The sequence below is a fragment of the Amycolatopsis sp. NPDC059021 genome (assembly GCF_042739895.1).
Taxonomy (GTDB): Bacteria; Actinomycetota; Actinomycetes; order Mycobacteriales; family Pseudonocardiaceae; genus Amycolatopsis.
In genome coordinates this window covers 64,819-87,349 of sequence record NZ_JBHYIQ010000025.1, presented here as the reverse complement: position 1 = coordinate 87,349, position 22,531 = coordinate 64,819, and the positions used below count along the sequence as shown (strand labels likewise).

The following is a 22,531-nucleotide window of genomic DNA, read 5'->3' as shown; positions in this document are numbered from 1 at the left end:
TCACGCCCCGCCTTCGGGCCGCGTGATCGACGGCGGCGGGGTGATCCGCACGTCGTCCTCGTCCTCTTCTTCGTGCGTCGCGCTGCTGGCGTGCACCGCGAGCTTCAAGGCGTCCACAGTGGACAGTGCGCGCCATGGCCGCGCCACGTCTTCGGTTTCCCGGGGCGGTTCACGATCGACCGGTGCTTCCGGTGGGGCTGGGCGCGCCGCCGGAGGCTGTCCGGGCAGGGGTAGCTTCAGTCGTTCCGCCTCGGCCCGGGGCACCAGGAGATACACCCCGTCCGGCATGGTCACCGTGCGGTGCCTGGTCCCGGTGCCAAACCGCCGGTCGAGCACGTTGCCCTGCTCGCGCACCACCGAGAGGTCGTAGCGGGCGGTCGCCCGGTACCGGTAGTAGGTTCCTCCGTGGGTCACGGTTTCTTCCCGGTTTCCGGTGCCGGTGGTCTGCGCGGCCGTGCTCTTCTTCGTCGTCGCGGCGGTGCCGGGGGTGCCGCCGGTGGTACCGGGGCCAGTGGTGCCCTGCGCGGTCCCGCCGAGTGAAAAGGTGCCCGTCGTGGTGGTCTGGTGCGCGGTACCGGTCTCGTTCGCGATCTTCGTGGCCTGCTCGGTGGTCAGCTCCACCGTGCCGAGCAGCTCCGGCGAAACCACCTCGAGCCGCATCCCGAACCGGTAGCCGGTCGTGGTGGCCAGGTCGTTGTCGACGACGGTCTGCTCGATCCCGTCGAGCAACCGGCCGAAGTTGCCGATCCGCAGGTCCTCGTCGGTGAACACGGCCGTCTTCTGGCCGCCGTGCCTGCCCTCGGCCACCAGTTTCGTGGTGTCGCCGGCTCCGAAGAAGGCGACCTCGTTCGCCGACTCGGTGATCAGGCGCCGCAGTTCGGCGGCCAGTTCGGGGCCGCCGGGCATCGCCTGCGCGAGCACCTTCGCGCCGCGCAGGTCGACGGCGCCGGAGTGGCTCGCCACGGTGCCGGCCGGTTCGGTCGTGGGGCAGAGTTCCTCGGGCACCAGCAGCGAGGCCGTGCCGTCACGCAGGGTCGTGCCGTCCACCCGCTTACCGTCACGGAAGATCTCCACGACGTAGTCGACCGGCACCTCGAACCGGACGGAGTGCTTACCGCCCTTGATCTTGTCCGTGTTCTTGACCGTGTGGCTCGTGCTGTCGGTGCCGCCGGTCTGACGGCCGGCGAGCAGGCCGCCCGCGGGCACCCCGCTGACCGCCGAAGCCGGGTCGGCTCGCACCTGCGGAGCCATCCCGTCGAGGGTGGCGGCGATGGTCGAGTTCGTGGTCTTCGAGGTGGCGTGCGCGGACGAACCCTCGGCCGTGCTGTCGACGGCGATCCGCTCCGACCCTGCCGACCTCGCGTTCGCGGTGTCCAGCCTGGCCGCGACCCGGATCTCCAGCTGCCGCAGGCCCCGCCAGGTGGAGCGGTGCACGACCACCGACTGACCGGTCGCCGCCGCCCGGCGCAGCGCGGCTTTGACGTCGCTCGGCGAAAACGCCGCCCGCAGCGCGGGGATCGCGCCGGTCGGCGCCCCGGTGTCCCGCGAGTGCGGAGCGAACTCCGGCGCGTAGAGGTTCACCAGGCGTTGCGCCTCGGGCAGAATCCGGGTGGCCGGGCTCACCTCGTCCACCGCGACGTTCCCGAGCGACTTCCCGATGTGCTCGGGGAGGTACCAGCGCTTGTCGTCCACAGTGGACACGGATGTCTCCGCGACCGGGAGGTTCGCCTTTTCCGCGCGATCCTTCGGCATCCAGTACTCGACGCCGTCCGGCAGGACGACCGGGATGCGGTGGGTCGCCGGGTGGCCGCCCGCACCGGGACCGTCCTGCCAGGAGTACGCGGTCACCCAGTACACCGCGTCCGCCCGGTACTTCAGGTGGGCTCCGGAACGCTTGATCGTCGAGGTGTTCTTCCCGCCGACGCTGTCCGTGGTGCCCTCTTCGCCGCCGACGCCCTTGCGCACGCCCGCCGCCGCACCCGCTCCGGCCTGCGCGTAACCCTCGACACCCCAGGATTTGCTGTGCCCGGACTCGGTGCTCACCGACGAGGTGTGCTGTGTTTCCGAGGTGACGCCCGCACCGTCGCCGACCAGTTTCGGGTGGCGCAGCTCCAGTTCCACCCGCACGGCGTCGGTCCGGCGGTGCACCGCTCCCGGCGCGAGCACCTGGAGGTCGAGGCCGCCGTTCAGCATCCGGTCGAACCGGGCGTGTGCCACCGACGTCGGCACCGTGAGCGGGGTCAGCCCGCGCCACGCGCCGACGCTCTTCCTGGTCACCGCGAGCGCCTGCGCGATCGCGGCGTTCACCTTGTCCACGTGGTCCAGCCGTCCAGGCAGCGCGCTGCCCGGTGGCAGGCTGATCGCGCCGGTCGGGGACAGCGTGTTCTTCGCGGCGGGGATCGCGGTGAAGGTCGAGGGCAGGCAGTCCGATTCGGGCAGCACCATGCGGACCGAGCCGGACACGTACTGGCCCTCGGCCCGGTTCCCTTCGGAAAGCGCGACCTCGAACGTGGCCGGGTAGTCCACCGCCACGCCCGGTCCGGAGTAGGTGAGCTTGTGCGTCGAGCCCGTCGCGGCCGAGGTCGCGGAGCTGTCGGCATCCTGCCATTTTGCCGCACCACCGAGGGTGAGCCCGGCGAGCAGGCCGGGTTTGCCGCGGTCGACCCCGATCCTGGCCGCGACTTCCAGACCGACGCCCCGGTTGCTGCTCTTGGTGTCCTTGCTCTCCACCGATCCCGTACTGCCGGTGCTGCTCGCGATCTCGACGGTGCCGACCCGGCGGGCCGTCGAGGCCTTGCCGAGGTAGGCCTTGACGGTCAGGGTCAGGTTCCGCCCGGCGACGGAGATCGGCACCCGCAGCCCTTCGCGCACCTGCTCGTAGGAGTCCCGCAGGTTCGCCGCGGACAGCGTTTCGGCGAGCTGCGCCTTGACAGTGTCGAGCTGTGTCTTCCGCCCCACGAAGAACTTGTCGAGCAACTCGGTCGCCTTACCGGTGACGTGCTCCAGCCCCGTCGCACTGTCCACTGCGGACAGTGCGGTCGCGGTGCCCGCGTCCGGCGCGGCGGGCGGGTCGAGCGGCGCTGCCTCCAGCGCGGCGGAGGCGGTTTCGCCGCGCAGTGCGGCTTCGAATTCCGCGGCCTGCCACGACGGCACCCGGACGTAGACCTGGCCCCGATGGGTTCCGCGGTAGTCCAGCCCGGTGCCTTCGACGGCGTATTCGGTGTCCACCCGGTACAGCACGGTTTCGCCGTCGTACTTCAGCGTGGTCTTCGCCGCGCCTTCGATCGTGGCCGCGGTGGTGAGACTCCTGGACGGGCCCGCGGTGGCGGACGCGGTGGCAGCGATCTTCACCTCTCCCGACGGGATCTTCACCCCGGGCGCGCCGTAGGAAAGCGCCACGCCGACCTCCGTGCCGAAGGCGCCGGCCTGTGCCGTCTTGTCCTTGCGAGTGCTGCTCGCGCTCTGTTCCAGAGTGAGGTCGGAGGTCTCGACGCGCTGGAAATGCGTGGGCGTGGACCGCACGGCGACGCCCGCGGTGCCGTCGGTGGCGGTGAGCACTCCGCCGAGCAGGTGCCTGCCGTGCGTGGCCGGAGTGTCCACGGAGAACCGGCCGGTGATCGCCCGGTGCAGCGATGACCCGGGAACGACCCCTGGCCGCTCCAGCAGCGCGTCCCGGATCGCGGTGAGACCACTGGCGTCCTCCACCACACCGAAGACGCGGTGCACCGCGTCCGGGGCGATGACGGCCTGACGGTCCGCGGTCACCGTTGAGACCTCGCCCGGATAACGCACTCGCAGCGCCGACGGAAGTTCGGTGGTGCGGATCCGGCCCCCGATCGAGATGTCGAGCGCGGTGTCCACATCGAAGCCCGTCTTCTCGGTGGCGGTGACCGTGTGCGTGGTCTCGGCGGTGTGGGTGGTGGCCTGCTGGCGGGTCCGTTCGTCGACCGGTTTCAGCGTGGGCTTGACGGTGAGGAAATGTCCGTCCGCCACCGCCGAGGTCACCGCCACCGCGGCGGAGAGCGGGCTGACGGTGCCGGTGGCCGTCGTGGTGTCGGTCCGGCTGGTGGTACTGGTCGTGGCGACCTTCGGCGTCGCGGCGTCGGTCGTGGCGGGCTGGGTTCCCGTGACCCGCAGGCGCGCCCGCACCGGGGTGTCCCCGCCGACGAGCTGCTCCCCGGCCAGGAGCCTGCGTGTCGCCCCGGCCGGTCCGTGCCGCTCGATCAGGTCCACGATCGCGTGGCGGGCCTGCTTTTCCACGGCCAGTGGCAAGTTGTCGGTCACCGCGTCGACCAGTGCGGCGGCGATGGCGTCCGGTTCGCGCACCGGGTGGCCGAGAACCTGTTCTATCTGACCTGTCCCGAGCAGGCCCCGGCTCAGGTAGACCGGCGGTGTGCCGGGGGTGGGCGTGCGCGGCGCCTCGGTGACCGGCTCCGTTGGCGTTTCGGTGACCGGTTCTGACGGCGTTTCGACGACCGGCTCCGGCGACGTTTCGGTCACCGGCTCCGCCGGCGTTTCGACGACCGGCTCCCGTGGTGTTTCGGTGACCGGTTCCGGCAAGGCCTCGGTGGCCCAGAAGTGGGCGGCCTTCCCCTCGTTCGAGGTGCGGACGAGAACCACCTCGTGACCGTCGCCGACCGAGGTGACGGAACCATCCTCGTTGACCACCGACAGCCGCATCCCGTACCGGTCGGCCACGGCCTGCACGGCGAGGTCACCGGCGGCCGTGGTGTAGTAGCCGGAATCGGTCCGGATGGCCGTCGCCGCCTCGGCCAGTGTCATCGCGGTCCGCCCCTCGGCGGGGGTGAGCAGCAGCCGGTAGCGTTCCGCTTCGGGGCCGGTCGCGTGTTCCACGCGGTCGGCCACCTCAAGCCGGATCTGTTCCCAGCCCGCGTCGCCGAGCCGTTCGCCCGCGGTCGCCGCCAGCGCGTGGAAGAGACACCACCCGTCCGCCGGAACCCACCGTTCCCGGTGGCCGAGGCGGCCGAGTTCCGTGTGCTGCTGTTCGCTGAGTTCGTAACCCGTCTTCCCCGGTGCGGGACGGACGGGCGGAGCCGATCCCGGCTCCGGTGGGTCCAGCGGGGCCCGCACCGTGGATTCCGGACCCGTCAACAGCGCGTGACTCGCGCCGGGCAGGTGCACCTGGCTGGTCATCGTCTGCTCGATCCGCCACAGGTGCCGGGGCAGCAGCGTCGGCGAGTAGTGCACCCGCTGTCCCATCAGGCCGCCGTCCTCGATCACCGCGTTGAGCGGTTTCCGCCCGCCTGGCAACGGTTTGCCGTCGCTGTTGAAGATCCGCTTCCAGTCCCCGGTGTCCCGGTACTCGTCCGGGAGACCGAAGTAGTGCGCGATCTCGTGCGCCAGCACGTTCGGCGAGGTTCCGGTACCCCACTCGACCTGATTGGCGTTCTCGGTATCGGTCAGTTTCACCGTGGTGTGCGCACCGGTGTCCTCGGTGAACTCCAGCCGGACATGGAACTGGTCGCCCGACGGCAGCCGATATCCCTTGTTCAGCAACGAATCCACTCCCGCGAGCGCCTTCGCCCGCGCGTCCGCCAGCGCCTGGAGCGAGATCCCGTCACCCGGCTGGAGATGCACCTTGAGCGTGTACTCCTGCACCCAGTGCCCCGGTTCGACCTCCATCCGCCGCACGTCGTAACGGACGAGGCCAGGGACGAAATCGAGCTTCTTCGGGGTGCTGGACCGGAGGATGTCCCGTGCTTCGTAATCCACCGTACGGACCGGAGCCTTGTCCCGCATCGACTCCCATCGCGACGGCGGCAGCGGATTCTTCGGCTGAGCCCACTCGGCCGTGGTCGATTCGCTGTGCTGCCAGGACACGTCGTTCTTGGGTGGCGCCGACCGGCCCTGCGGGATCGGTTCGTCGAACATCTTCGCGAGTTCGTTGAGCTTGGCTTCGTACTCGGCGGAGTACCGGAAATGGCGGCCGTCCTCGGTGCGCGCCAGCTCGCCGTCGTGCGCGGTGAAATGCTGGTTGAAATGCGGCGGGCCGGACTTGGTTTCCCCGTTCTTGTCCTGGTATCCGCTGAATTCCGTGTACGAGGAGAAATCCGCCTGGTAGTACTGATGGAACTCCTCGAACAGCTTCCGGGCGCTGCCCGGCCGGCGCCCGGGATCGAGCTCGTGGGCCAGTTCGGTGATGAACCGGAACGCCTCCTCGCGGGCTTGCCGGACGTCCTCCTCCTTGTTCGCCTTGAAATAGGCGCCGAACGGATCCGAGTCGACGATCCGCCGGGCTGCGAGGAAATCCCGGTCGCTGTGCCACAGCCCGCGATAGCGGTCCATCATCTCCACGGCCAGTTTGTGCTCGGGCTCCCGGTCATGCCGGGCCTTGCTGTTGCCGAACTGGTTCTTCGAATTGTTCTTCTCGATATCGTGGAACAGGATCGCCTTGGCCAGCGCGTCCACCGGTATGAACCGTTCGCCGTGGTTCTCCCGCTCGGTGAGTTTCAGGTACTGGCCGAGCACCATCTGCGCGTGCTCGTGGAAGGTGTTGACCCCCTTCTTGCCCTCGTCCTTCGCGCTCCGATTCGGTTCGAGTTGTGGCTGGGTGCAGACCTCATCGAACTTGCGGCCCAGTTCGGGGAACTCGCTGAGCAGCTGGTTGACCAGGTCGACCGCACTGCGGTTCCGCAGGGTTTCCGAGAGCTTCCGCCCGGCCTCCTGCTGCCGGAGCCGGTTCGCTCCGCGTTCGGCGTTCCACCGGTGGAAATCGTTGGGGAACGGCGTTTCACCGGTGTTGAAGTCGACCTTCATCCGGGCGTAGTCGGCGGCGAGCAGGCCACCGATCACCGCCTGGGTGGCGATATCCGGGACCTTCGCCATCAGTGCGGCCACCGCGTCCCGGTTCACCGGGGTGAAGGTGAAGGTCGCCAGCGCGCGTTCGGCTTGCTCCCGCACCTTGCTCACCAGGGAGTCCGCCATATTCTCAGGCACCTTGACCGCAGCCAGCTGGCGATGGCTGGACAGCACCGAACGGTACGAGCTCTCCAGCTCCGGTAGTACCTCGCCGGCGATCTTCTGCCTCAACTCCTCCGGACCGAGGGAACGCAGGTCCTGCGTGACGAAGGCGCGGGAGGCCGGTTCGATGATGCTCTTCAGCACCGGACCGGTGAGCACCTCGCGCAGGCCCTGCTGATCGACCTTCAGTTCGCTCGAAGCCACGGCGTTCGGTATCGCCTGGTGGAGGTCCGCCTTAAGGCCGTCCGGCAGATCGGCCAGCTGCTCCCAGAACTTGGTCGGATCACCGACCAGCTCGTGGGCCTTCGTGGTCAGCTCCTCCATGCGCCGCTCGATACCGCGCACGAGTTCCCGCTGGAGTTTTCCGGCCAGCTCGTCGCGGGTCGTCTTGTCCAGCGCGCGCAGATCGGGGTGCCCGGCCACCGCGGTGGCGAAATCCTGGCCGACCTTGCCGAGCACCACGTCCCCGAGTTTCTTCCTGCCTCCCTTGGTCTTCGACTCGTTTGCCAGCAGGCTTTCCAGTGCCGGTGCGTCCTTGGCCTGGTTGAACTCCCCGTTGAACGCCTTCTTCAACGCGGTGAGCGCCTTCGCCGTGGCAGTCGGCAAAGCCTCTTCCAGTGCCTGCCGAACGCCCGCGGGATCGGCCTCGAACGGCGGCGCCTGGCGCAGGTAGTCCTCGAGGACCGGCCCGCCGGTGCGCAGGATCTCGTCGTCGACCCGCTTGACCATGGCGGACATCGGGTCGCGGGTGTTGAGAAACTCGTTGAGCCGTTTTGTGCGTTCCGCGAGGCTGATGTCCACCTCCGGCCGTTCCTTGCCGCCGGGCAGTCCCTCGATGTCCGGGTCAATGAGCGCTGTGCCGCCGTCTTTTCCGTGCAATTCGTTCCAGGTGAGGTGGAATTCGCGCAGTTCCCCGGCCATCTTGAGCAGGGCCGTGGCGCTGTTCTGGAACCCGGCACCCCCGCCTGTCTTGGTCCAGGTGAACCACGGGTCGTAGTCCCGGCCGAGCACATCGGTGTTCGTCATCGACATGCCGAGCCGTTCGTACAGCTTCCCGACCGGCTTGAGCCTGCCGCCCTCGCCGGACAGCGCCGGGTCAAAGGTGTCCGGATCGGTCACGTAGGTGACCAGGGAGCCGTCGACCGCCGTGTTCGCGAGTTCGAGCAGGTGCCCTTGGCCGTCCGGGCCCACCCGGATGCCGAACTGGTTGGCGTCGCCGGTCCAGTCCACGTTCGTCGATTTCGTGAGGTCCGCTTTCCCGGTGTCCTCGTGCAGTGCGCCCTCGGTGACCCGCTGGTAGGTGGCGAGCGGTACCAGATAGGACCGCAGCATCGGCTGGAGCCCGGCGTTGGCGGGGTCCAGCTCGTACTTCTTCAGCCACTGGATCGCCCGCAGCGGGCGGCCCGCCCCGGTCCACATCGGGGCCAGGTTGCCTTCCTTGTTGAGGCCCGGCGACATGGTGATCCTGCCGTGCTCGTCCTGGCGGATGTCCTTGAACCGGGAGGTGCCGAGGGACTGCCCCTCGGCGACCGTGACCTCGGTCGGATGGACGACGGCCGTGTACACCCGCACGAAGTGCTCGCCCGCGATCGTCTCGATTTCGAACTCACCGCGGTGGATCGGGTCCGGTTTGCCATTACCGGGTACCGGGTTCCGGCTCGGTCCCGGATACGAGACACCCGGTCGTCCGATGTGGACGTCCTCGCGGGTGGCCAGGAACCGGCCGTCCTCGGTCCGCACGACATGCACCGGTTCGCCGGTGATCGGGCCGTGCGTGGTGAACTCCCCGTTCCGCTCCAGGACGTGGACCCTGGCGTTGGCGGCGTTGGCGATACCTTCCAGCGAATCCCCGTGCGGCAGGGCGCTTTGCCCGGAGATCGCGGCGAGCGTGTCCGCGACGGCGTGGCGGAAACTCGTCAACGGGTCGTCGCCAGGCACGCGGACCGTGACCGCGCCGTGGATGTCCAGCTTCTCCTGCTGGGCCTTCGGCAGCGTCTCCACCAGCAACGGCGCGGAACGCGCGGTCGGCACCAACGGCGTCGCGGAACCGCGGGCATCGAAGTAATCTCGCAGCACTTCTTGTACCGGCGGGCTGCCCTGGCTCGCCAGCGCCTGATTGAAGTCGCCTACATTCGGCTGGTACCGGATACCGCCGGGTGCGGGCTGGTAGGTGGCCGGAAAGTGCAGGTATTGCGAGGTGCCCCCGCGCCGATCCGCCAGCGCGTCGGTGACCAGCCGGGCAAGCAGTTCGGTAGCCGCCTCGTCGGGGTTGATCCGACGCTGGTAGGGCCCCTCGTCCGGGTGACCGGCGAACGCTCGACCGGGGTCATGCGCGTGCAGGTGCATGAACTCGTGGGTAAGCAGGTGCCGCAACGCCATGCCCTGGTGAGCCGGATTATCGGTGAGTTCGCCGAGCATATCGGTGTTCAGCAGCACCCGGTCCGAGGTCGCCCGCGCGGGATTGGAGTCGAAAACCTCCAGCAGCGGATCGATTTCGTACTTCTTGGCGAGCGCGTCAAGTCGCTGCCGTGCCCGGGAGCCGGGCTGACCCAGCTCACTGACGAAGCCCGGCTCGAGAATCTCCGCGCGCAGCTTCGGATTCGGATATCCGCCCTCCGGATCGAGCAGCTGATCCAGCGCGAAATGCTTCGCGAAGGTCACCTTGTCGACCTGAACGACCTGTCCGGCCGACACCCGGACCTCGGGTACCGGAACCCCGCTCCTGCGCAGTTCGGCGAACAGGGCGTTGAATCCGGCGCGCACCGGCGCCAGGTCGAGCTCGACCGGCACCGCGCCCTCATGGGTGGCATGCACGGTCAGCGGATCGGGACCGGCGGTGTCCGTCAGCGAGCGGGCGGCGGTGTCCCGCAACCCCTGGTACCACTCCGGCTGCCGGTCGCGCGGCCAGCGCGTTTCCACGCTGGACGGCGGGGAGGGGCGGGAGACCGGCTGCGGGCTCCGCACGAGCGGGTCGGAGTCGGGCTTGCCGTCCTGCGTGCCATACGCATAGTCGGCACCGCCGAAGTCGTTCCGGATTCGCGTCTTGACACTGTCCGGCAGGGTGACTTCCACCGCCTGCGATTCCTTGACCGTAATAGTCTGGCCGGTACTCGGATTCCGGATCTCCCTGGGGACCTCCACGATCTCGAAGGCGGAGATCGCCCGCACGGAGTTCTTGTCCACCTCCGTGACCAGGTCGAGCACCGCGTGCCAGGCAGCCTCCCGCTGGGCCTCCGGCAGCCGGTTGATCGTCCGCGCGGCGGGCGCCAGGAAGAGATAACCCGGCCGGGCCGCGAGTTCGCGGTGCAGGCTGGTCACCGCGCCCTTGACCGCGTCCAGCACGGTCCGCTGATCGAACGCGGGCTGCCTGGCCGAACCGCCGAGCCAGCTCTGCGAGGACTCCACGTGCACGACCGTGTCCGGCACCTGGGGGAACTGGTCCTTGGTGATGCCGAGCTGGTTGGCGAGTTCGGTGTAGGTGAACATGTGCGGACCGGTCCGGAAGATCGTGTCGTCCTTGACGTTCTCCTTCAGGTTGACCCGGTGTTTCGTCGCCTCCGACGCGTTCTCGAGCCCGAACAGTTCCAGCCTGCTCTTGCCGAGGTTGCCGCCGATGAGGTCGAGGTACCGGCGCACCGCGGTGGTCCCGGCCGCCGCCACCAGCGCGGAGTTGGTGATCCGGCCGTCCCGGTCCCTGGAGAGGCCGAAGCCCAGCTTGTCCCCGGCGATCTGCTCGACATTGGCGGACAACGGGGACCGCGCGCCGGGTTCCGGAGGCCGGACGGTGTTGTCGCCGTCGGTGTAGACCCCGCCGAAGCGGTTCAGGATCTCCAGCCGGATCAGGTCGCTCGCGCTCGCCCACCCGGCCGGGTTGCCCCTGGCGCGCTCGGTGCGCACCTCGGCGTCGAACACCATCGGGTTCTGCGCGGTGAACACCTCGTCCAGGTTCACCAGGCGGACATTGTGCTGCTCGGCCCAGTGCGCCATCTCGGCCACGTCGCGCTGGCGTGGCGTCCGGTTCCCTTCCTCGGCGCTCCGTGCCTGCTCGATGTCCTCGCGCGCGACGTCCGTCCACACCACGAAATCGAAATCCGGGTTGTCCTTCGCCGATTGCGCGATGTTGTCCCGGAACTCCCGTCGCGCGCCGCCGTCGTCGAACAGCGCGCCGCCCATCCAGATGCTGTGCACCAGGTGCGGGACCTTCTGGTGCTTGACGCCCCATCCGCTGTTCCGGCCGACCAGCGCCCCCTCGGTCACCCGGTCCCGGTGCTCGGTCAGCCGGCCAGGCCGCAATGCGGACGGTTCCGGTTTCGGGCCGAGCAGATCCAGTTTCCGGAAGAAGTCGACGCGCTTACCCGCGTGCAGCTTCGCGTAGTCGTACTTGCCGAGGAAGTCCGGCGCCTCGGGCGCCCGGCGCACACCGAACGGGTCCTTGCCCAGCTTCGGATGGTCCGGCGTCGCCTGTTTGCCGAGGGCCGCGGTGAGCTGCTGCGCCGAGAACACCGGGCCGGTACTCGTCGTCGTCGGCGACGTGACGGGTGGCAGCGGGGCCGGGCGGGCGGCGGGCAGCACCGTGGGCGAGTACTGCCGGTGGTCCGACGAAGAGACGGTCGGGTGATAGGCAGCCGACTTGCTGGTATCGGTGGTCGACGGGAGCAGGCCGACCAGTTTCGCCGTTCGCTCCGACCAGATCTGGTACCCGGTGATCTGCCCGAGATCGGTGACCTGAGCCGGCGTCTGCTTGAGGCTCGGCGCCTGCCCGCCGGGCACGTCCGCCATGCCGCGCCACTCGAAGGTGACCGCGCGGCTCGGGTCGGTGGCCTTGGGCATCTTCCCGATCGCTTCGCCGGTCAGCGCGGAAACCAGGTCCTTGCCGTGCTCGTGCACCTCGCCGAGAATATTGTCTATTTTGTACTGACCATTCACGGAAAGGTGCTGTTTGGCCGCCTTCACCTTGGCGCCGAGGATGTCGTTGCCCTTCTTGAGGTCCGCGAGGAGATCGGTGATCGCCGGGGCCGGACGCGTCTTCCGCCCCTTGAGGTCTTCCCGGACGACATCCTCGATCTGCTCGACCCACGGCGTGGAGTTCTTGTCCAGTTTGGCGTTCGGGAACAGCACCGTGGCCGGATCCGCGATCGAGTCGAGCCAGGCGCGCGCGGTGATCCGGCTCGATTCCTTGAAATTTTCGGGGTACAGCAGCTGGTTGTCCGAAACCTTGAGATTGGCCAAATGCTGCTGCCACAACACCTTTTCCGGATCGGAAAGCTGCTGCCACAGGCCGTGGAAATCCCGGCGGACCATGAAGTGGTGATAGGGCTTCTGCTGCACCGTGCCCTTCGGGAGCACGCCGAAGCCCTGCTTGTCCAGGGTCAGGTACAGGTGGGCGAGGCTGGCCAGCCCCTTCACATTTCCCTTGGTGTCGCCGGGGATGTTGATCTGATCGAATTCGGCGATCCGCGCCTTGAGGTCGGCCTGCAGGTCGTGCTTCCCGGCCGTGGCCTCCCGGCCGAAGCCGGTGTCCGCGATTTCCTTGAGCACCTTCGGCAACGCGGCCAGCGAGCTGTCGAACGTCGCCTGCGGCCGGACCTGGAACGCGATATCGATCGCTTCGTTCGGCCTGCCGACCTTGAGGGTCGGCTGATAGGGCTGGTCCGCGATCGGCCTCGGCTTCCCGTCCCTCTTGAGCCGATCCCGGTAGGCGTCCCACACCTTGGCGATATCGACCTGACCGCCACCGTGGACCAGCTGGTCCGCGAGGACCGTATTGAACGTGGTGATGCGGTCCAGCACGGCCTGGTGGTTGTGCGTGCCCACCGGCTGGGTCACATACTCCAGCACGGTGGACTTGCCGATCGGTTTGCCATCGGTGCCCAGCCATTTCGTGGAGGCCTTGTCCCGGTTGTCGACGGTGAGCTCCCACAGCGTGTGGTCCTTGCCGTCGCTGCCCCGGACGACGTCGGAAAGCACGGTGGTCTTCGCCCTCGCGTCGCCGGTTCCGGTGTGCACCGAGAGGAAGGTCTGGAACTCGAGGCCCACCCCGGGTTTCGTCCAGTCCGGGGCGAGCGTGGCCAGTTCCTGGCTGGTGACGAGATCGACCGTCGGCGACGGCGTGCGCTGGACGGACGCCAGGTCGGTGTTCGGGCTCGACGGGACGGGGTGGGCCACGACGGTCGGCTGGTAGTGCCGGTCCGGGCCGAGCGTCGGCTGGTACCGGTGGCCGGTCTCCTGCGGTGACGGCGGGGCCGGACGGCTCATCGGCGGCACCGGCCTCGGGGTTGGCGTGTCCGATGTGGACGGAGTGAGCGACGGCGTGGCGCTGGCGGGCACCGGCACCGGAGTCGGCTGCGGCGCCGGGTGTCCGGGCTTCGGCTCGGCGGACACCGGCGGCGGGGTGACCGTGGACGCGGGGGTGGAGGCGGCGAGCTGCGAGCCGTGCGGCGGGGTCTGCGGACCGGCCTTGACCGGACCGTCCAGCGCCGGGATACCTTGCGGGGCGGGGGTGTTCTGGTGCGCGGTGCTCGGCGAGGCGGGCTGCGTCGTGGGCTGGGTGGTCGCCGCGGGCTGGGGCAGCGACGCGGGGTGCGAGGTGGCCGGGGTCTGCGCGGTCGAAGCGGCCGTCGAGGTAGCTGGCGGCGGTGTGCTCGCCGCGGGCCGCGAGGTTTCCGGGGTACGGACCGGCTGCGGGGCCGGTTCGGTCTGCGTGTGCGTGGTCACCGGGGACTGCGCGGCCTGGTGACTCGGCTGCGACCGCACCGGATGCGACTGCACTGGCTGCTGCTGCGTCTCGTGCTGCGTGATCGTCGGCTTCGGCTGCGCGGGCTTGCCGGGCTCGGCGGGCACCGAGGGCTTGACCGGTTCCGTGGACTTCGGTGGCTCGGGCGTGGTCTTGGGCGGCGCCGAGGTGTGCTCGGTCTTCGGGGAGACCGGACGTTCGGTCTGCTTCGGTGCCGTCGATGGCGGCGTGACCGGGTGTGCCTGGGCCGGTGGCGGCGCGGTGGTGTCCACCTTCCCGCCACTGTCCGATGTGGACTGCCGGGATGCCGGCGTCGAATCCGGCTGCGCGCTTGTCGTCCGGGTGCTGGGGTCCCTGGTCGGCTTCCCGCCGGTTTCGGTCACCGGCGAGTCGGTCATGGGCGGCATCTTCGACAGGCCCAGCTTGTCGATGCCTTCGACATGCGCGTTGGCGATCTTGTTCTTACCGGCCTGTGTGCCGCCGCCCTTCTTCTTCCTGCCACCGATTCCGTCGACCGCGCCCTCGATCGCGCCCGCGGACGCCGCGGCCGGGTTGAGCCCGTTCCAGTTCCCCTGCACGACCCCGCTGACCTGCTCGGTCAGCCATTCGTGCAGGCCGCCCTTCGTCATCTCGCCCGCGATCGAATGGGAGAACTTCGGCGCGAACCGCTTCCCCGCCGCGCCGAGGCCGAAACCGATCACCCCGCCGATGGCGCCGGCGATCGCGGCGCCCTTGGTCAGGTCGGTGTCCCATTTCGTGCGATCGCCCTTGAGCATCTGGATGCCCTGGATCGCCGCGTCCATCCCGACCTGGAAGACGATGCCGAACAGCACCGCCATGACCAGGTTCTTCAGCACGACCTGCACGGAGATCCGGGCCGCGGCCTGCATCGCGGGAATGGTGGCGGTGGACGCGCCGAAGGTCCAGAACGCGTTCGCGAGCGCCCAGGCGATCTGCATCGCCAGCATGATCAGCGTCCCGACGATCATGTACTTGGCGTATTCGACCTGGAGCGCGGTCTCCCTGGCCAGGTCACCGAGCTGCTTCGCGGTGACCGCGACGTCGGGCACCTGCGCCTTGAACGCCTGGGTGAACTTCCGGAACTCCTCGGACGCGGTGCCCTGCAACGCGCTGAGCACCGCGGCGGTGACCGAGTCGACCTCGCCCTGTACAGCGGTGAGCTCCCTGGATGCCTCCTCCCAGGCGACGGCCAGGACGCGGAGCTTGTCCTCGTCGCCCTCCGGCCACGCGTCACCGCCGACGATCTGCACCAGCCAGGTGAGCTCGGAAGGGATCTGCAGACTCATCAGGCCCCCTTGGCCCGTTTCGTCACCTGCTCCGCCGATGCCACGGCGTTCCGTTCGGTGCGCTGGAAGCCCTTGGCCATGGTGTTCACCCCGTCCCCCATGCTGCGCACGACCTCGCCCATTTCCCGCATGGCCTGCAGGACGTCCTTGCTGTTCTTGTCGTAGTTCTTCTCGAACGCCTTGCCGGTGTCGTCGGCGCCCCAGCAGTTCCCTGCCGAAACCGTGGCGTTGTGCAGCGCGTTGTAGATCCGGTCCAACCGGGCGGCGAGGTTTTCCGCGTCGCCGGCGGTCTTGCCCAGCCGCTCGGTGTCGACGCCGAACGGTTGGCTCATCACCACCACCGCTTTTCGCCGTCGACCTGCTCACGCCTGTCCCGTTTGTCCGTCTCTTGTGGACGGACGAACCGCGGATCGTCCTCGACCAGCCCGCGCACGTCCTCGGTCATCGGCGGGTGCTCCGGCAGTACGCCGTCGGCCAGGTCCCGGAACTCCTCGGGCAGGTGCGGTTTCAGCAGCGCTTCCATTTCCGCCGTCGCCTGCTGCCGCGCATCGGCGATGGTCGCGAGCAGGACGGTGGCCAGCTCGGCGGGCGCCATCCGCCGGTACGCCGGGGTGGGGAAGCTGAGATCGCTGATCTCGCCCTGCGCGCCGACGGTCACCGCGACCGCGCGGCCGGGTGCGGTCGCGGTCACCGAGATCTCCTTGAGCTTGCGCTGCGTCTCGGACAGCTGTTCGCGCTGCCGCCGGTAGTCGGCGAGCAGGTCGCCGATCCGTTCGTCGTAGGACGAAGTCATGAAATCTCCTTGCAGGCACGGGAAGGCTCCGCGTCGGACGGGAGGGCGGTCCGGCGCGGAGCCAGGGGCCCGCCGGGCCGGCGCCCGCGGCGGGTGCGGGGCCGGGGGAACGGCGGGTTACTCGACGGTCCGCGCTAGCCGGGCCGTCCGATCACGCCCGGTGGGGCGTCCGGGTTGGCGCCCCACACGTCCTCGTCCTCCACCAGCCAGGTGGTCCGTTCCCGTTCCCGTTCGCCCTGACCGGCCGCGCCCGGCGCACCGGCACCCATCGGCATCCCGCCGACGCCGGAGCCGCCCTTGCCGGTACCGGCCCCCGTCGTCCCGCCCTGACCGGCGGCACCGGCACCGGAAGCTCCGGCGCCGTAAGGCTTGACACCACCGCCGCTCAGCGACGCCCCTCCGGCGCCATACGGTTTGACGCCACCGGCGCCACCGCCGCCGCCGCGCGGCACGCCACCGGGATAAGGCGACAGGCCACCGCCCGGCGGCTTGCCCCCGGGGTATGGGCTGAGCCCGCCACCCGGTTTCCCGCCCGCGTAAGGCGTCAGACCGCCCGGCAGCCCGCCGGAATAGGGCACCAGGCCGGCGCCGCCGGGGACGGGACCGCCGCCACCGGGTACGTATGGCGTGAGACCGGCACCGGGAGGTGTGGTCACTCCGCCGCCGGGAAAGGTGGCCGGGGCCGCACCGGCGAGGCCGGTGCCCGGGTCGTACGGATCGGGTTTGAGCCCGAGGTCACCGGGACTCAGCGGGGCGGGCACGCCACCGGGATACGGACTGGGACCGCCGGAACCGGTGGCGCCCGAATACGGGATCAGCCCGCTCGAGCCGTCACCGCCGGGGAACGGGCTCGGCTCGCCGCCGGGCCCGGCACCGCCGAAACCGGGGAAGTTCTGTGGGCTCCCGCCACCACCCGGCGGCGGAAACTGCGGCGGGGTGATCCCGTCGGGGCCGCCTACCGGCGGAGGCTTGATCTCGTCGGGGGACTTCGGCACCGGGGCGTCGAAGTCCCGGACCTTGACCGAGTACTCCCCGGCCAGGTCCTTGATCACCTTCCGCATGTCCTGGTCGAGCATCTTGACGACCTCGGGCTTCGCGGAAACCTGGATCAGCCCGTTTTCCATCTTCGGCGCACCGAGCTTGACCGCCTCGGCGGCGTACCACTGGTCGATCGCTTCGAGCTGGTACTGCGCGGCGTTCAGCTTGTTACCGGCGTCCACAATGGACCGGGGCAGCGAAGCGGATCCACCGAACGGCGGCTTGTTCACCCTCTCGACGTGGGCGTCGAAGACCTTGCCGTAGTAGTCCATGGCATTGCGGAAGCCCTCCGCGGCAGGGCCCTTCCACGGGCCGTCCGGGCCCGCGATGGCCTTCGCGTGCACCTGCACGGTGTCCCGGCACAGCTCGAACACCCGTGCCAGCTTGGCGAACTTGTTCCCCGCGTCGAAGAAGGACTGGGGATTGGCGTTCGCCGTCCTGGCCGCCTCGCCACCGTGTTCCTCGGAACCGCCGTTGACCGCCGCCTTGATCTGTTTCCATGTCCAGGAGCCGTAATCGTCCCCGGTGGGAACGTCCTTCGACTGCACCATTTTCTCGCGCCAATCTCGTTTCTAGGCCCCGCCGGCGGGAGCGCCGCCCCCGCCGGGCATCCCTCGCCCGAACGCCTGCATCAGCTGGGCGACGTCCCCGGCGCCCTTCGAGTTGAGCTCCTCGGTCGTCTTGTACTTGGTGGCCAGCTCGTTGATGCCGGAAACGAGCTTCTCGAAGGCGGTGCCCATTCTGGTCAGCGTGGTGACGTATTCCTTCTTCAGCCCGCCTTCACCATCGGACCCCACGGCCACCGCCCTGATTTTGTGGCCATGCTGGAAGTTGCCCGCCTTGATGTCGATCGACTGGATGTCCTTCAGTGCTTCCTTGATCGTGGGCAGGAGCTGTTCGATGGCCCGGCCGAAATGCTTGAGCGCCATGTCGTCCACCGAGACCTGGCCCTTGCCGCCCTCGGACTTGTACACCGGCGGGACGGGCAGCGGTCCGCCGTCCTCCGGCTGGTGATCAGCGGGCCGGTCGCCGAAACCGTTGTACTGACCGGCCTTCGCGAACTCGTCCTTGGCCTTGTTCGCCGCGGCGTTGCGGTTGGCTTCGGCCATGGCGATGCCTTCAACGGTCACGGCCTATTTCCTCCCGACGCCGAGGCTGTTCCACATGTCCGAGCCCTGGTTTTCGGCCTTGCCGTAGCTCGTCATGATCTCGGCGAGTGCCTGGCGGGCCTGCGCGAGCAGGACGGGCATCTGCGCCGCGGAGGCGTCCCACTTCGCTTTGCACTGCTGGTAAGAGGCCTTCGCTTCGCTCTGCCATTCGGCAAGGCTCTTCTCGGTGTTGCTCTCCAGCGTGCCGAGCATGGTCTTGATCTGCTTGTCGACGCCCTCCATCTGCTCGAGGACACCCTGCACGCGGCCGAAGTCGATGGTGTACTGCGCCATGTCGATGGTTCTCCCTGTTCGGTGCTCGATGTCTGACTACAGGCCGGGCAGGCCGGGCATCGCGCTGCCCGCCATGTCGACCGCGCTCTGCTCGGTCTTGACGTAGGACTTCGTGTTGCCGTGCAAGGCTTCCAGCATCGTGCCGAGCTGCTTGACGATGTTCTGGTACTCGTGGCACCAGGCGTTCATCGAGCTCTTGAACCGGACGGAGGCGTCGCCGGTCCACGCCACGTTCAGCTGCTGGATGTTGTTCTGCATGGTGTTCTGCGTGGTGTTGGACGTGCTCAACGCGGCCTCGAACTCACCGGCCGCCTTCTGCATCGCCGGTGTGGAAACCGAAGTGGGTGACGTCATGGTGTTCCCCTCTCCGCGAGATCCCGGATTCCCGGGAATCGCACAAGTTCTTGTCGACGTAGGGCGAGACGCCGAATCTGCCGATCAGGATGGCGCAGCGCGGTAAGCGGCCGGTCAACGTCGGATCAACGGCCTCGTACCAGCGCTCCACCGAATTCCGCAAAGGACACCGGGCGGCGGAGATCAGCGGGCGTGGCCGAAGACCTGGGTCTCGCCGGCGGTGTAGGCCGCCAGGAGCGGTTCGATGACCGGGGCGGGCGGCAGCAGACGACGTTCTTCGGCCGTGGCGTACCGCCAAAGCCAGGGCTGCATCCAGGAGACGAGCTCGGGCGGGGTGGATTTGCGGATCTCGGCTTCGGCCGCGGCGTACCGCGCGGCGCTCACGTGGCGCAGGATGACGGGGAACAGATGCTGTTCCTCGGCGTCGATGTGCTCGATGAGCAGGTCGCGCTGTTCGACCAGGAGCGCGGCGAGCCGTGGCGCGTGGCGGACCGGGTTCTCCGCGAAATGCGCGGCGGTGACGTCCGCGGCGTCCTGGAGCCGGTCGAGCACCTCGTGTTCGCCGATGTACGGGACGAGGTCGACGGCCCGGCCCGCCGCGGCGGCGATCACGGGCCAGAGCCGGTCGTCCTCGTTGCGGTGATGGTGACGCACGGCGGCGTTGTACCGCTGGATGTACGTGGTGACGGCGCCGGCGCGGGTGAGCGGCATCGCCCTCGCGCCGGCGCCGGACAGCAGGGCGGCCAAACGCGCGATGTCGCCGAGGATGGCGCGGTGGCTCAGGCGGATGCCGGTGAGGTCGGGCAGCGCGGACGCCGTGTCCGTCGCCGCTGGGGCGGAGCTGTTGGTCATGCCGCTCACCGTGCGTGGCGGTGTTCAACGCGAGATTGACGACCGATCAACAGCGCGCCCGGCCCGGGTTCCGGGCCGCGCAGAAGCGTACCCAGGCGCTGCAGACCGTCCACAGTGGTCAGGTTCGCCCCGGTGGCGTCCGCCGCGCGCATGACCGGCGTCATGATCGTCACCTCGGGCTCCCGGGAGCTGAGCGCCGTGTACAGGCGGGCGACGTACCGGGCGACGGCGGCCGGGCTGTCCGGATTCTCCTCGTCGCCCGCGAACTGCGCGGCCTTGTACATGGTGTGTTCGGCCTCCTCGGGCCGGTCCGTCGCCCACAGCACCAGTGCCAGCAGATTGCCCGCCATGTGGCGGCGCTGCGTGTCGTCCGCCTCGTCGGCGCAGGCGAGCGCCAGGCGCAGATCGGCCTCCGCCAGGTCGTGCCGCGCCGCGAGGAAGGCGAGCCAGGCGCGGATGTGCAGCGCCCTGGCCCGGTACTCCGGATCCCGCAGCACCCGGGCCCGCTCGGCGGCGTCCCCCGCGATCCTGCTGATCTCCAGGTAGTGGGTCAGGCCCATGAAGTGCCCACTGACCCCGACGACGCCGAGCAACTCGACGGCCGTGCGCAGCGCCTGCGGCCCGCTCGGCAGCAGCTGTTCCATCGTGGCGGTCAGCAGCGCGTGCTCGGCGCCGAACCACGCCCGCACCTCCGCGGTGCCCGCGAAGGCCACGCCCGCGTGCCGCACCGGACGCAACCACGCACGCGGAGGCTCTCCGGGCACGACGGTGCGCGAAGCCCGCAGCACGGTGGCGATCAGCATTTCCGCGACGCGCACGAGTGCCGCCTCGCGCTCCGCGGGGCTCTCCGCCTGTTCGGCGCGGTGGCGCGCATACAAGCGCAGCAAGTCGTGGAAACGATAACGGCCCGGTGCGTGCGACTCGAGCATCGCGGCGTCCACCAGTGTCTCGGCGAGGGCCTCCGCGGTGCGTTCGTCCGTGTTCAGCAAGGCGGCCGCCACCGACAGCGGGACGTCCGGCGCGTCGGAGAGGGCGAGCAACCGGAAGGCGCGGGCGGCATCGGGCGTCAGCGCTTCGTAGGCGAGGCGGAAGGCCGACGCGACAGCCAGATCGCCGACGCGGAGTTCGTCGAGCCGGGCGCGCTCGTCGCGCAGCCGCTGGTCGAGCGAGGCGATGCTGCGGCCGGGGCGGCCGGCGAGCCGGGACGCCGCGATCCGCACCGCGAGCGGCAGCCGTCCGCAGGCCGCCACCAGGGAACGCGCGGCCACGGGTTCGGCGTTCACCCGCTCGGCGCCGACGATCGCGGCGAGCAGCGCCAGCGCCTCGGACTCGGGAGGGAGGCCGAGATCGAAGCAGCGCGCGCCGGGGAGCGCGAGATCACGAGCGCGGCTGGTCACCAGCACGGCACAGCCCGCGGTACCCGGCAGCAACGGGCGGATCTGCTCGGCGTCCCGTGCGTTGTCGAGGACGAGCAGCACCCGCCGGTCCGCGAGGAGGCTGCGGTAGAGCGCCGCCCGGCCGGCGAGGCCGAGCGGGATCCGGTCGGCAGGCGTGCCCAGTGCCGTCAGGAGGTCGGCGAGGACGCTGGCAGGTTCGGCGGGTGTGCTGCCCGTCCGCAGATCCACGTGGAGCCGCCCGTCGGGGAACGCTCCGCCCAGCGCGTGCGCGACGTGGATGGCGACGGTGGTCTTGCCCACCCCCGCGGTGCCGCTGATGGTGCACACCGTGACCGCGTGGGCCTGGCCCGTGCCGCCCTCGGCCAGGACCCCCCGGATCGCGCCGACCGTCGCGGCGCGGCCGGTGAAGTCGGCGATGTCGGCGGGAAGCTGCTGAAGCAGCGGCCGGACCAGCGGCACGGACGGCGGCGCGGCCGCCCCGCCATCGGCCTCTGTGTCCACTGTGGACACCAAAAGCGCCGGGTCGGCGGCGAGGATCCGCCGCTGCAACTCGGCGAGCGCGGCCGAGGGCTCGACCCCGAGCTCGGTACGCAGCGCCTGGCGCGCGGCACGGTGGACCGCCAGCGCATCGGCCTGACGCCCGCAGCGGTAGAGGGCGAGCATGAGCAGTTCGCTCAGGCGCTCGCGCAGCGGGAACTCCGCGACCATGGCCTGCAGCTCCGGCACCGACTGGGCGTGCCGCCCCAGCTCGAGCGCGTAGCCGAACAGGGCCTCGCGCACGGTGGTGCGCATTTCCTCCAACCGATCCCGTTCGCGCTGCGCCCAGGGGCCGGGCACACCGGCGAGCGCGCCGCCGCGCCACCGTGCCAGGGCACCGGCCAGCCGGTCGTGCACCGCGCGGACACCGCCGCTCCGGTCGGCCGCCTCCCGTTCGAACAGGACGGAGTCGACCTCGATGTCCCCGGCCCGCAGCGCATACCCGCCCGGCACCGACGGCAGCACGCCGCCGCCCTCCCCCGCGCACCGGCCCGGTTCGAGGACGGTCCGAAGCCGGGAAATGTAGGTCAGGACCGTGCGGTGACCGGTCCGCGGCGGCTCCTCGCCCCACAGCCCGTCCACCAGCTCGGCCATCGAAACCGCTCGCCCCTCACGCAGCAACAGCATCGCGAGGACGGCGTGCTGCTGCGGGGACCCCACGTTGAGCGGCTCCTCGCCGGACCATGCGCTCACGGGCCCGAGCAGATGAAAACGAAGCCTGTCTTTTCGATCGAACACCTGAAATTCCTCCCCCCGAAGACTCAGCGCGCCGACGCCACGACTACCTGTTCACGTTCCGGGAGCAGGGGGCCGGGCGGGCCGAGCCGGAGCAGGTTCGCCACCTGATGGCATTTCGCCCACGCCTCTTCGGGCCGGTCGCCGATCGCGCCGGTGAGTTCGAGCGCCAGTTCGCGGGTGGGCAGCGCCCCGCGGCCGTGGCCCGTGCGGTGCGTCAGCGCCCAGCAGAGCAGGTCTCGCAGCGCCACTTCCTCGGCCGGGGGGGGGGGGGGCCGGCGGGCGGGGCGCCGCCCGCGCGGGCGGCCGGGGGGGCGGGGGGGGCGGGCCCCCCCCGGAGTAGTCAGCTGGGGGCCGCCGGG

The 22,531-nt window shown here is 69.8% G+C and carries 10 protein-coding genes; all 10 read right to left on the bottom strand.

Annotated elements, in window-relative coordinates; genetic code table 11:
- Positions 1-15,021 (bottom strand): glycosyltransferase, encoded by a 15,021-nt coding sequence (locus tag ACFWX1_RS17390; RefSeq protein ID WP_378388373.1) that lies wholly within the window; start codon positions 15,019-15,021, stop codon positions 1-3.
- On the bottom strand, positions 15,021-15,353 hold the full coding sequence (locus tag ACFWX1_RS17385) for a WXG100 family type VII secretion target (protein ID WP_378388371.1): 333 nt from the start codon (positions 15,351-15,353) through the stop codon (positions 15,021-15,023). The genes ACFWX1_RS17390 and ACFWX1_RS17385 overlap by 1 nt, the downstream gene beginning before the upstream one ends.
- Complete coding sequence (locus ACFWX1_RS17380) at positions 15,353-15,814, bottom strand: YbaB/EbfC family nucleoid-associated protein (RefSeq protein WP_378388369.1); 462 nt, start codon at positions 15,812-15,814, stop codon at positions 15,353-15,355. The genes ACFWX1_RS17385 and ACFWX1_RS17380 overlap by 1 nt, the downstream gene beginning before the upstream one ends.
- 134 nt (positions 15,815-15,948) lie before the next feature.
- Entirely contained in the window at positions 15,949-17,403 is a 1,455-nt protein-coding gene (locus ACFWX1_RS17375) for a hypothetical protein (protein WP_378388367.1), read from the bottom strand.
- Positions 17,404-17,424: 21 nt separating this feature from the next.
- Positions 17,425-17,982, bottom strand: a complete 558-nt coding sequence (locus tag ACFWX1_RS17370; protein WP_378326152.1) for a hypothetical protein — start codon at positions 17,980-17,982, stop codon at positions 17,425-17,427.
- 3 nt (positions 17,983-17,985) lie between these two features.
- A complete protein-coding gene (locus ACFWX1_RS17365) occupies positions 17,986-18,294 on the bottom strand; it encodes a WXG100 family type VII secretion target (protein WP_378326153.1) in 309 nt (102 codons plus the stop codon).
- Positions 18,295-18,330: 36 nt separating this feature from the next.
- Positions 18,331-18,648 (bottom strand): WXG100 family type VII secretion target, encoded by a 318-nt coding sequence (locus ACFWX1_RS17360; RefSeq protein WP_378326154.1) that lies wholly within the window; start codon positions 18,646-18,648, stop codon positions 18,331-18,333.
- Positions 18,649-18,831: 183 nt separating this feature from the next.
- Positions 18,832-19,500, bottom strand: coding sequence for a hemerythrin domain-containing protein (locus tag ACFWX1_RS17355; RefSeq protein ID WP_378388365.1), 669 nt, complete (start codon positions 19,498-19,500; stop codon positions 18,832-18,834).
- Between the two features lie 5 nt (positions 19,501-19,505).
- Positions 19,506-22,127, bottom strand: a complete 2,622-nt coding sequence (locus ACFWX1_RS17350; protein ID WP_378388363.1) for a BTAD domain-containing putative transcriptional regulator — start codon at positions 22,125-22,127, stop codon at positions 19,506-19,508.
- A gap of 68 nt (positions 22,128-22,195) precedes the next feature.
- Positions 22,196-22,420 carry a hypothetical protein gene (locus tag ACFWX1_RS17345; RefSeq protein WP_378388361.1) on the bottom strand — a complete coding sequence of 75 codons (225 nt, stop codon included), beginning with the start codon at positions 22,418-22,420 and terminating at the stop codon, positions 22,196-22,198.
- Between the last annotated feature and the right edge of the window lie 111 nt (positions 22,421-22,531).

Excerpts from the sequence above, each read along its gene's own strand:
- ACFWX1_RS17360 (WP_378326154.1), bottom strand. The coding sequence starts at position 18,648 with ATGACGTCACCCACTTCGGTTTCCACACCGGCGATGCAGAAGGCGGCC.
- ACFWX1_RS17385 (WP_378388371.1), bottom strand. The coding sequence starts at position 15,353 with ATGAGCCAACCGTTCGGCGTCGACACCGAGCGGCTGGGCAAGACCGCC.
- ACFWX1_RS17380 (WP_378388369.1), bottom strand. The coding sequence starts at position 15,814 with ATGACTTCGTCCTACGACGAACGGATCGGCGACCTGCTCGCCGACTAC.
- ACFWX1_RS17365 (WP_378326153.1), bottom strand. The coding sequence starts at position 18,294 with ATGGCGCAGTACACCATCGACTTCGGCCGCGTGCAGGGTGTCCTCGAG.
- ACFWX1_RS17375 (WP_378388367.1), bottom strand. The coding sequence starts at position 17,403 with ATGGTGCAGTCGAAGGACGTTCCCACCGGGGACGATTACGGCTCCTGG.
- ACFWX1_RS17390 (WP_378388373.1), bottom strand. The coding sequence starts at position 15,021 with ATGAGTCTGCAGATCCCTTCCGAGCTCACCTGGCTGGTGCAGATCGTC.
- ACFWX1_RS17355 (WP_378388365.1), bottom strand. The coding sequence starts at position 19,500 with ATGACCAACAGCTCCGCCCCAGCGGCGACGGACACGGCGTCCGCGCTG.